The sequence below is a fragment of the Stygiolobus sp. CP850M genome, assembly GCF_037389425.1.
Taxonomy (GTDB): Archaea; Thermoproteota; Thermoprotei_A; order Sulfolobales; family Sulfolobaceae; genus Stygiolobus.
In genome coordinates, this window is sequence record NZ_JBBHKR010000086.1 from 1 (window position 1) to 9,204 (window position 9,204).

Sequence of the window (9,204 nt, forward strand, 5' to 3'; positions counted from 1 at the left end):
AGCAATAGCCTTTAACGCGACAATAGTTTTTCCAGCTCCAGTAGGAAGTACTATAACGCCCCTCTTTCCTCGTAATATCCAAGACTTCAGAGCCTCGATCTGGTAGTCCCTAAGTTTTATCTCATCAACAATAGACGGAAAAGGAGGAGTGTAATCAAACACATAGTCTTCTATTTCTACGCCCTCGCTTCTGAAATACTTTTTTACTTCGGCATATTTATAGGCGTAAGTTATGTAAGCCTTTAGCTCCTCAGACCATTTAGCTCCCGGAGCATATACGTCTAATACTAGTAGACCTTTAAAGTATCTGAGCGTTACCAAACTGTTTTAAATTTCTACATTTAATATTAAATGTGTTACCTTGGTCGTTAGCGAGATTTAAGCTCGCAAAGAATAAAGTAGTACCTTTGTTCTGTGAAGACCCTGATATAGTCGAGGAGATCCTCTCTAAGTTTAAGGTAGGGTTAACTTTAGGAGAGATAAAAGAAGAACTAAAATATTTAGAGAAAATTTATGATTATAAACTCGTAAGGGGTATATTCAAAGTCATAGCTAAATACACGAAATTTGAAGAGGACTCCCCTACAGATCCTTTAGTTATAAGAAGAAAATTATACGAGTACGGTCCGGTAATAGACGCTGAAGAAAGAGAAAAAGTCATAGAAAAAATTAGTCTAGAATTAGGAATAGACCCTATAAAGTACATGTTCTCCGATCTAGAAGATGAAAGGAAAATTACGGAATTACCGCCCCTGACACCACAAGATGTGATTAAAGCTTATAACCTATCCCTATTGCAAACTCTACTGTTCAAAGCTTACAAGCTATCTGTTTACGTATCGTCAAACTGGAAGGAATTAGTGAGGAGAGCAAAATGGTTAGGGTTAATGTATTTCGCGTATAAACCCTTAAGGCTTGAGTTTATCGGACCTGCTACCTTATTAAAAATGAGTGAAAAATACGGACGGAATTTCGCCATTTTATTACCTTATATCGTCTCTACAGAACACTGGAGGATAGAGGCTGACATCGTATTGGGAAAAAAGAAGAAGAGGATATACAAGCTAGAGGTAGAAGATTATAAGGACATTCTAAAGGAAATCGTAGACGAAAAAGTATTCGACAGTTCAGTTGAAGAGAGGTTTTATTATGAGTTTAACTCCTTGTCATCAGGCTGGAAATTACTGAGGGAACCGGAACCTATAGTGGTTGGAGATAAGATATTCATTCCTGATTTCCTAGCCGAGAAGGGGAACCTGAAAGTCTATATAGAGATAGTAGGCTTCTGGACTGATGATTATATCAGGGAAAAAGTAAGGAAACTTAAGGAGGTAAAAGAACCGATCTTAATACTTTTAAACGAAGAACTAAGCTTAGGAGATTATGACGGAGACAACGTAATCAAATTTAAGAAAAAAGTAGACGTAATGAAAGTTTATAAGTGGCTTAAAGACCTCGAGACAAAGAGCTTAGAGAACGTGAAAATTGAATACTCCCTCAATAAAGATGTGGTGAGTATTAAGGAGATAGCCGAGGAACTTAAAGTCCCCACTAACTTGATCAGAAAGAACCTTAGGCAGTTTCCAGGTTATGTATTCCTCAAGAACTATTACGTAAAGGAGGAACTGTTGAAGAAGTTACGTGAGGTAGATTTCAACGGAGAGAGCCTATCTTATTTGAGGTCTAAATATGGAGATTATATCGTGGAAGTATTAGAATATTTAGGCTACAAAATAGTGTGGAAGAATATAACGGATGCTGTAGCTATTCGACAAAATGGTGGAACTGAAAAACGATGAAAGAATTTTTCGTTTTGTAATGAAATTTATTGAATTAAGAGAGAAATTAGGAGATAATTTAATTAAAGTTACTCTCGAAGAGAACAAAAACGAGATAGTAGTGTATGTTAGAGATAAAGTCGATTTTACTGTAGAGGACATCAAGTTTAAGTCCGTTAAAGAGGAACTGAAAGAGAGATTAACACAGATAAACGGAGTTAGGAAAGTTATATTCGAAGAAAACAAGGTGAGAGTTTTCGTTGATAAGATATATCCCGAACTTTTCGAAACTGTGAGCGTAACTGTTTACGAAATAGGAAAAGAGTTCGGGGAAGAGATCGAATGGAAAATAGAGGAGATTACATGACAGATCTTGGCGGAGGAACCACGGCGTTAGAGCATGCCTCCTTTATTCCTTTCTTACACGCCTCTTGTAGCAGTAATACCGCATCTCTCTCATCTCCTGCTCTCCTTAATGCCTCAGCCAATTTGTATAAGATCTCTCCATTTACATCGGGATTTACCTTAAATATATCCTTAGTTATATCCTCCAGTCTGTCCCTTTTTCCTTGGGTTACTAGGGAATTCAGTGCTAAATCCACGTGAGCGTTGTACACGTTTTGCATGATACCACACATCACCACGTTTTTAAGATTCTGACACTTTGAGACGTCAAAACTCGATCCTATCTTGTCAAGGATCGTGAATAAGTATTTACAATCTACACTCTCAATTACATTGCATATGAACCAATTATACTCCTCCTTCTGCGGTGATAGTTTCAGAACATCTTGAACTATCTTGACACCTTCATCAACATATCCGTTGACGAAGAATTTCTTTGCGTCCATTAGACGTTTAATTAGGTCAGACTTGACAATAGTCATATGATATTATCTTGTGTCCACTCTTAAATTTCTTCCACTAATATACCGAGAGAGATAACCGTAAGAACTCACTCTCCCTAAGACCATATCAGAAGCCATCTTTCCCATGGCAGGGGCGAAACTCCATCCCAACCTACACGCTCCGGTACTGAACACCAGATTATCATATTGTCCTATTATAGGAAATCCGTCAGGAGAACAAGGTCTGTAACCCATGGTTAAGTCATAAACATAATTTACGTCAACGACTTTCGAAGCCATGTTAAGGAAGAACTCAGCCCTACTGGAATAGTCAGAGAAGTCAGCGTCAAACCCTCCGGTTATTTTTATATTATCTGTGTTTTTAGCAACTGCAACTCCGTATTCTGCTAAGACAAACGGGTAATTTATACCCACATCACCTTTAACTCTATAACCGTATCCCTTAAAAGCCGTAATCGGTAAACCAAACTTTCTTAAGGAAATGCCTGAAGCTAGAACTACTTTGTCGTATTTTTCTGCACCGTCCACTACACCGTCAGAAGTCACCCTTTCTACCTCTTTAATTACAACTTTAGCCTTAGCTATCTCTCTCGTCATTCTGTCTACGAACTTGAATGTGTCGACCTTAGATAGTTCAGGGAAGTACACCCCACCAGCGAAATTCTTAACATCTACCACCTCGAATTTAGGTTTGAAGGGACTCAGTTTCTCCTCCTCCACAGCTTTTTCCAATGCGTTCTTGTCATAATATAACTCTAAAAGCCCGCTTTCCTCATAGTCGAAGTCGTTCTTCTCTTCTGCAAGATACTTGTATTCTCTTAAGGAAAACGAAGCCATAAACCTCATTATTTCCCATGCTTCCGGAGGAGCCGGTCTCTCTAATTCAGTAAGGAGAGCCAATAACCAAGATGTATTTACAGACTTCACATCGGTTACTCCAAGCTTCTTATATTTCATCATCTTTCTTATCATAGCCATAGTATTGATCTTATCAAACCTGTAGGGCTCAATCAGACCTGCAGCGTGAACAGAACCGTTTCCGAGAAAAGCTTTCTCATATATCGTTACGTCAGCGCCTTCCTTTAATAAGTAATAAGCTGTGAATAAACCTACAATCCCTCCTCCTATTACGGCTACTTTCAACTCTCAAAACCTTTTAAGATTTTTTCTGCCCTCTTCTTTATATTACTTTCTTGAGAAGTAAGGTCTTTTAAGTACCGTATCTGAGATACTATATCTTCTTTCGTGATAAAACCTAGTTTAAGTAAACGCGGTACAGACTCCCACGCATAAATTCTCACACTCGCTTTCCTATGCCTTAAAAAGTCTATGAATCTCTCCTTGTCCTTACTTTGGAATATCCCTTCTTCCACCAACCTAACGAAAAGTCTCCACGCTTTTTTCCTTATCGTCATCCACCTGCTCCTCAACAACCTCCAATAGGAATAACGTACTTGAATCACTTGGTCTTTAGTAACTAAACCCAAAGAGATCATATCGATGGCTTTTGACCAAGCACTCCACTTTATTCTGTCCGAATTAGCCGTCAAACCCCTCTCTATTCCTCTTACGAGAAGCTTCTTATATATATCCAAGTTATTCCAAGCGTCTTCTCTGACACCTTGCAACGAGTTCCACAACAATGAGCGTAAATAACCCAAATACCCCTTGAGTTCGTTACCGTTACCGGTATCAGTTATAAACCTTATCATTTCCCAAGCTTTTTTCCTCTCGTCCTTGTTAGGGCTTTTTAGTTTGTCCATCCAGACCTTCTTGTCTCTTAAAACCTCCCTTATGTTAATGTTCTGCTTCACTTTAACCACCTGAAGCTGCCAAGAATACCTTAATCTCGTCTCCATCGTTCAGTCTTTCGTCTTCTATCAAAGGAACATCGTCCTTAACGACCACACTTCCTTGAACTCTGTACCCGATTTTCTTGAGCAAATCCCTAACGGTAGCTTTTTCAGGAAGCTCTACTTCAAGCCTTTTATTTTCCCTTACTAGGTTCACTATGATCTTCACAAGATATTTAATTATTCAACCGAACTGAAAAATCTTATGTGGACGAGAAAGAAAGAACAAAAGAGGCCTACGAATACATTGTACACAGAAGAAAGCCTTTGGAATACTTGAGACTACTAGGGAAGAAAAAGACAATCGTGGACGTAGGATGCGGTTCTGGACAAAACTGCCTTGCGGCAAACGCAAATTTCAAAGTTTGTTTAGACTTTTCCGAAAGACAACTATCGGAAGCTAAGAAGAGAGGGTGTGAGAACCTCGTGTTAGCCGACATGGAATTCATGCCTTTTAGAGATGGGTCAGTAGACGGGCTACTTTACATAGCCTCTTTACACCACCTAAGAGAGCCGAACAAAGCCGTCAGCGAAGCGGTCAGGATACTTAAAGAGGGGGGTAAAGTCTTAGTTACGGTTTGGTTAATACAGCCTAAGTTCCTCTTTAGAAGAAACGTCGTTATCAGGAGCTCGATAAATGGTAAAAGGGTCGAGAGGTTCTATAAGCTCTATTACCCGTGGGAGCTGAAAAAGCTCATGGAAAAATTCGGTTTCACTACATTATTTTCAAAAAATTACAGAGTTAATTCGATTTTTCCAAACAACTCTATTTACTTAGGGAAGAAATTTTCTCGATCCTAGCCCTCTTCAGATCCTCCATCAGACCTATCAGTTCGTCGACATTGTACCCCATTGGCTCTATCTTCTCTTTACCTTCCTTTACTATTCTCACCGCTAACGGAAAGAGTTCCTCAATACGCTTTATCGCATACTCTCTATTTTCTATGAGCGAAAACCCGAAGTTTACGTGTCTTGCCTCATCTTCTATGATAGCCCTTATACCCTCGTTAAATTTATTAAGACCGTATTTCTTGGAGGTCTCGTTAAGGATTTTCAGACCTACAGTAGCTAAAACTCCTTCAGTGATCATGTGGAACCTAGTCGCCACGTTGTCCTTCCAATTAGAAGTCTTAAAATCTTGAATTAAACCGTCAAATAACTCTATATATGATGGAGGAAGCTTAACATCCTTAAGTGGCTCTTCCTTGAAGTACTCCTTGAAAAAGTCGAAGTGTTCCAACTCCTCTATCACCTGCTGTAGTGAGTAAAGTTTTATCATCTTGGCGGCATTAAATGATAGTTTCTTTAACTCGCTCCATCTACTCATCATCCCTTCTGGGTAGAAATGAGCCGAAAGATACCTTATCCCTTCTCTAACCTCGACTGGTGTACTCCTCCAGTTAGAGTCCATACTAAAAATGAATAAGATAAATTTAATTAATCTTTTATTAAAAATATTTAACAAAAGTTTATACTCTAGCTAGAAAACATTTAAAACGCCACTTAATGATTATGTTAAAGTGAGTGAGTTTCACGTACCGCTCATTGTGATACTGTCAGTGCATTTCGCAATAGTTCTCTTCATTTCACTGATATTTTTGGAATTCCTATCGAAAATATTTACTCACAGCTTTCAAATAATTAGGGGTTTTTTCTCTGCTCTGCTCAGTATAATGATATGTTCGCTTTTCGTAACCTTACTCGGTGATATAGGACTCATCCTATCGGCTTTACCGCTGATTATTGTTTATAGGGCTATTTACGCGGTTAAATGGGAGGTCTCATTTGTTTTCTCCGCTTTCTATATATCTTTTTATTTTCTCTATTTTAAGTACGCGATAGAGCTTACTCCTGAGATTCTCATTTGATACAACCATGACGTAAACAAAACCTATTATAAAACCGGCTATAGTCGCGTACTCCCCGTAAATAAAATAGTCCTTGTAAGCGAATGAGCCTACAATGATATACTTTCCAGGTTTTAGCTCGTAAGTCTGTGTAAGGTTAGCAATCGCTCCGTTAATGGTAAAGTTAAGTTGTAGATCTCGGTTAAGTGTTATGTTGAAGCTGACGTCAGAGGTTATCTGAATCACTAGGTTTCCGTCGGTAAAGTTATCTTTTTGAATAAATAGGGGCGTTTCTGATTTAGGAGGAATAAGGAGTAAGTTGAGCTTTTTATTAGAGGAGTTAACGTAGAAGATACTCACGTTGTAGACCTGATGAGGTTGTGGGTCATAACAAGTGAGATCTATAGCATATACTGTAGTATTAAGGGGTATAACTGTCGTGTTATGATAGTACTTAACTCCGTTGTTAGTTACAACCTCTATGTAGAAGTATTCTAAATTCGTTATATTAATAACAACTAGCAGATTCCCCACCAGGTATTGAGGAGGATTTAAAGTTAGAGCCACTTCACTCTCCTTACCTCCTTGTTCTGATACCCATTCAAAAGACCCGTTATATCTGACTACATGGGAATTTAATAACGGACTCACGTTGAGATTATTATGTTGTTTAGGGAGAATTGCTACTAACGAATAACCTACAAAGTTAGTGTTGTTCATGACAGTGTCATTTTCTACTATATAATATGCATAAGCTGTGATATTTGTGACGGGAAGAGGAGACAGCAACTCATAAGATGAATTCCAGTAGACTAGACCGAAGGGTAAACCTTCTAACTGCTTTACAACGGAAGTAACCGAAGAAGGAATATTTAAAAAAGGTTGAGTTGCATTTGCATACGCAGATATTAAGAAAATTGAAATAAAGAATACTGGTATTAAACTCTTGAGTTCTGTGGAAAGGAAAGCTGCAAATAAGGTTAAAATCGCGAAGGGATAGATCAGATAGAAGTAAGGTAAACCCAACAAGATATATGCTAAACTAATTAGCATGCTAATACCGGATACTTTGTTTCTCGTAACGAACGCTACACCCAATCCCACGATGAAAAGTGCATAATATATTGCTATGGGTGTGAAAATCGTGTAAAACGACAACGATGAAGACGGGTAACCAAGTAAGAAATATGGAATAATCCAGAACAGAGACGCTGTAAAGGCTATCGCCACATATTCCTTTCGAACTTTTTCGTTAGTTATACTCGCAAAAGTGAAGTTAAAGGGGTAAGCTACACTTGAAGAGATCAATGAAGTAGTGAAGAAGATTACATAATTACGTAAACTCACTGTCCTTGCCAAATAAAGTGCAAAAGGTAAGAGCGAGTATGTTACGGACAAAGGTATAGAAGTAATAGGAGTTAACATTGCGTATAGAACGGAAGAAATCAGTAGTACCCTTCTGGACTTGTGAAAGCTGGAAAAAAATAGATACGAAGAAAGGGACGACACGTAATAAACTAGAGAAATGAACAAGTGAGAGCCTACGTAATCGTTCGTTTTATACACAAGAAAGTGAGCTATATAATATACCGGGAACATCTCGATTAAAGGAAAATACTGTAGACCCGGAAGCCACGCGTTTATGATCCCATAATTGAAGAAGAAGGACTTAGAAGACCACCAGTAGTACGCTTCAGGTAAGGGTAGTAACCAGGAGACGAGAGGCATTACTAGTAGGGACAAGGGAACCACTAACTTACTCGGAATCTTTGACCTAGCTCCTTCTACTATTATTCCTATAGTACCAAACAATAAGTCAAAGTAAGCTATGTCCCCCAGAGTTACGGTCAGAGCAGACTCATAAGCCGCTATCATTATCATGATAAGCCCTGAGGCGATTATAGCTCTCATGTCCAGATTGCTAAGCCTAAAGACTATAACCAGTGTAACGAAGGAGAGAAAAAGTACTAAGTCGGAGAAGTTGAGGACGAACAAGTTAAAGGCTAGGACTAGGAGGACCTGAGCGAAATCCCTATAGTAATACGAAGATATGGTTGATAACCCTAATATCACCAAGGTAAACTCGGGATAGGAATAAACTGAGATGAAAGGAAATGCTAAACCTATTGCTAGAAGGTTAATCTTTGGCTCTCCGAAAAGTGTATTTATCGAGATTCCGGCTAGAAAAATAGCAAGGAAGTAATATACACTCAATTCTTGGTGAAAAGACACTACAATTATGGCAATTGAAAACTGTACTAGAAGTCCGAGTACGGCCTTGTTATTTACTTCCACATGCATTATTGACTAAGAAGGATTAAAAGATTAAGCGAAAGTGCTATAATTTAGGTTTCCAATTAAATGTGATGAATGACAAAGAATTAGAAGCTTTAATAAAAGAGTTAGGTCTTTCCATAACTATTCCACCACAAGCTAAAGAAGCTTATCATATAGTAACGGCACCCCCTCAAGGGTTTCCCTCAATAGACATTATCAGACCGAATGACTCATCGAAGTTCTATCTCATCTCAATGGGTATACTAATTCACCCTAACCACAAAGCTGCTATCAATGAAATGAAAAAGGAAGATAAGAAGAAGTTCTTTCAGGAACTAACGGAAGACCTCCTTAAGATGGGTGTAGACTTTGCCTTTTTACCTCCAGGGACTGAAACGCCTGAGGTAATTCAAGTCTTAAGAATAGTCTTCATGGACTCACTAACCCCTAACGAGTTCTTAAACGCATATTATACAGTTAGAAACGCTGGGATGTTAGTTATAGCTAAAATAAATTACAAATTCGGTAATGTCCAAGGAGAAAGCAAGGGATCTCTTAGGTATGTCTAAAAGAAAAACAA

Annotated in this window: 11 protein-coding genes; 4 read left to right on the forward strand and 7 right to left on the reverse strand. The window is 38.4% G+C overall.

Annotated features, from left to right (window positions below; translation table 11 throughout):
* On the reverse strand, positions 1-321 hold a 321-nt coding region (locus WIW89_RS11110), incomplete at its 3' end, for a DEAD/DEAH box helicase family protein (RefSeq protein WP_337720820.1).
* Between the two features lie 32 nt (positions 322-353).
* Between WIW89_RS11110 and WIW89_RS11115 the strand changes: the two genes are divergently transcribed.
* Both WIW89_RS11115 and WIW89_RS11120 read left to right on the forward strand, forming a co-directional pair.
* Complete coding sequence (locus tag WIW89_RS11115; protein WP_337720821.1) at positions 354-1,799, forward strand: DUF790 family protein; 1,446 nt, start codon at positions 354-356, stop codon at positions 1,797-1,799.
* Between the two features lie 19 nt (positions 1,800-1,818).
* Positions 1,819-2,145 carry a hypothetical protein gene (locus WIW89_RS11120; protein ID WP_337701638.1) on the forward strand — a complete coding sequence of 109 codons (327 nt, stop codon included), beginning with the start codon at positions 1,819-1,821 and terminating at the stop codon, positions 2,143-2,145.
* Here WIW89_RS11120 and WIW89_RS11125 read toward each other — a convergent pair.
* The 4 genes from WIW89_RS11125 to WIW89_RS11140 are packed head-to-tail and all read right to left on the reverse strand — an operon-like array spanning position 2,138 to position 4,669.
* Positions 2,138-2,665: a DUF1955 domain-containing protein gene (locus WIW89_RS11125; protein WP_337720822.1), complete on the reverse strand. Its 528-nt coding sequence runs from the start codon at positions 2,663-2,665 to the stop codon at positions 2,138-2,140. The two genes, WIW89_RS11120 and WIW89_RS11125, sit on opposite strands and share 8 nt — an antisense overlap.
* A gap of 6 nt (positions 2,666-2,671) precedes the next feature.
* The gene (locus WIW89_RS11130; RefSeq protein ID WP_337720823.1) at positions 2,672-3,790 is read right to left on the reverse strand and encodes an FAD-dependent oxidoreductase; all 1,119 of its coding nucleotides are present in this window, start codon (positions 3,788-3,790) and stop codon (positions 2,672-2,674) included.
* On the reverse strand, positions 3,787-4,410 hold the full coding sequence (locus WIW89_RS11135; RefSeq protein ID WP_337720827.1) for a hypothetical protein: 624 nt from the start codon (positions 4,408-4,410) through the stop codon (positions 3,787-3,789). The genes WIW89_RS11130 and WIW89_RS11135 overlap by 4 nt, the downstream gene beginning before the upstream one ends.
* Before the next feature lie 52 nt (positions 4,411-4,462).
* On the reverse strand, positions 4,463-4,669 hold the full coding sequence (locus WIW89_RS11140; RefSeq protein ID WP_337701632.1) for a MoaD/ThiS family protein: 207 nt from the start codon (positions 4,667-4,669) through the stop codon (positions 4,463-4,465).
* 38 nt (positions 4,670-4,707) lie between these two features.
* Here WIW89_RS11140 and WIW89_RS11145 point away from each other — a divergent pair, with 38 nt between their 5' ends.
* Positions 4,708-5,301, forward strand: a complete 594-nt coding sequence (locus tag WIW89_RS11145; protein WP_337720824.1) for a class I SAM-dependent methyltransferase — start codon at positions 4,708-4,710, stop codon at positions 5,299-5,301.
* On the opposite strand, the gene WIW89_RS11150 is transcribed toward WIW89_RS11145, so the two are convergent.
* On the reverse strand, positions 5,267-5,911 hold the full coding sequence (locus tag WIW89_RS11150; RefSeq protein WP_337701628.1) for a hypothetical protein: 645 nt from the start codon (positions 5,909-5,911) through the stop codon (positions 5,267-5,269). The genes WIW89_RS11145 and WIW89_RS11150 overlap by 35 nt on opposite strands.
* A gap of 370 nt (positions 5,912-6,281) precedes the next feature.
* Positions 6,282-8,642, reverse strand: a complete 2,361-nt coding sequence (locus WIW89_RS11155) for a hypothetical protein (RefSeq protein WP_337720825.1) — start codon at positions 8,640-8,642, stop codon at positions 6,282-6,284.
* A 71-nt stretch (positions 8,643-8,713) separates the two neighbouring features.
* Here WIW89_RS11155 and WIW89_RS11160 point away from each other — a divergent pair, with 71 nt between their 5' ends.
* A complete protein-coding gene (locus tag WIW89_RS11160) occupies positions 8,714-9,193 on the forward strand; it encodes a DUF2299 domain-containing protein (protein ID WP_337720826.1) in 480 nt (159 codons plus the stop codon).
* The last annotated feature ends 11 nt before the right edge of the window (positions 9,194-9,204 follow it).